The 1,154-nt window shown below is 41.9% G+C and carries 1 protein-coding gene; it reads left to right on the top strand.

Features of this window, described 5'->3' with window-relative positions; translation table 11 throughout:
* The first annotated feature begins 67 nt into the window (after positions 1-67).
* On the top strand, positions 68-1,108 hold the full coding sequence (locus BM377_RS16090; RefSeq protein WP_092251004.1) for a tyrosine-type recombinase/integrase: 1,041 nt from the start codon (positions 68-70) through the stop codon (positions 1,106-1,108).
* The last annotated feature ends 46 nt before the right edge of the window (positions 1,109-1,154 follow it).

Consider the following 1,154-nt stretch of genomic DNA (forward strand, 5'->3'; position numbering starts at 1 on the left):
AGGCATACGATATCATCAAACAGAGAGATACCGTTACAAAAGATGTAATTCCGGAGGTGAGACGCAGATGAGCAAAAGCATACTTAATGAAGAACTCTTCTTTTCCATGACATGGGATTATCTTAATGTTTACCTGCCAACTCAGCACCAGGACAGCATAAAGACTGTAAAGGCGTATGAGGATGCACTGACTATATTCCGCAGATATGTAACTGACATTTGTGGCATCGCAATCGACAAGTTCAGATTTGAAGACATGACTTATGACTTCATGCTCGATTATAGGATATATCTGGTAGGTAAGGGATATAAGCCCGCAACAGTGAATCACAGGATGGCGGTAATTACTGCATATATGAAGTATGCAGCTTCCCGAAAGGTGGCAATATACCAGGTTTACATGAATGTTTTAGAAGTACCATACGTTACGGTTCCGTCCAAAGTGAAGGAAATCATTGAGGACAAAGACACCATCAAGAAACTGCTGGCTTCACCAGGTATGTCTGACAAAGGGATACGTGACCAGATAATACTTGTGCTCCTGTATGACACTGCAATAAGAGCAGATGAATTAATAGGGCTTGACTTGTCAGATGTAAACATTGATGCGGAAAGCCCGTATCTTCGCATTCGCGGTAAAGGAGATAAAGAACGTGTTGTAGCATTGTCAGAAGAAGTGATACCATTAGTGAAGCAGTATAGTTCTGTGTTTCATCGCGACATGAGGAAACGCTCTGAACCTTTTATATACACAACGATAAAAGGCGTGACAGGTAGAATGTCAGAGAGAAATGTGGAGCGTATTGTCAAAAAATATGCTGATATCATCAGAAAAGATGCTCCTGATCTTCCAGATAGAATCTACCCGCATTTATTAAGGAGAACTCGCGCGAGTGGATGGTACAGGGATGGAGTACCTATTGAAACAATAGCCGTTATACTGGGGCATTCAGATACAAAAACGACTCGAAAGTCATATGCGAAACCTTCTGTTGAAATGCTAAGGAAACAGATGGATGCAGGTGATAGAGGCGAGATGATAGTCCCCGAAGAAAAACAACTGTGGAAAAACGACGAAGAGCTGGCACGATTGTGTGGTATCAGATAGGAGCATTATGCGCACCTTTTTTGAGAAGGTATGCTAATTGTCTGGC

The organism is Butyrivibrio sp. INlla21, assembly GCF_900116875.1.
Lineage (GTDB): Bacteria > Bacillota > Clostridia > Lachnospirales > Lachnospiraceae > Butyrivibrio.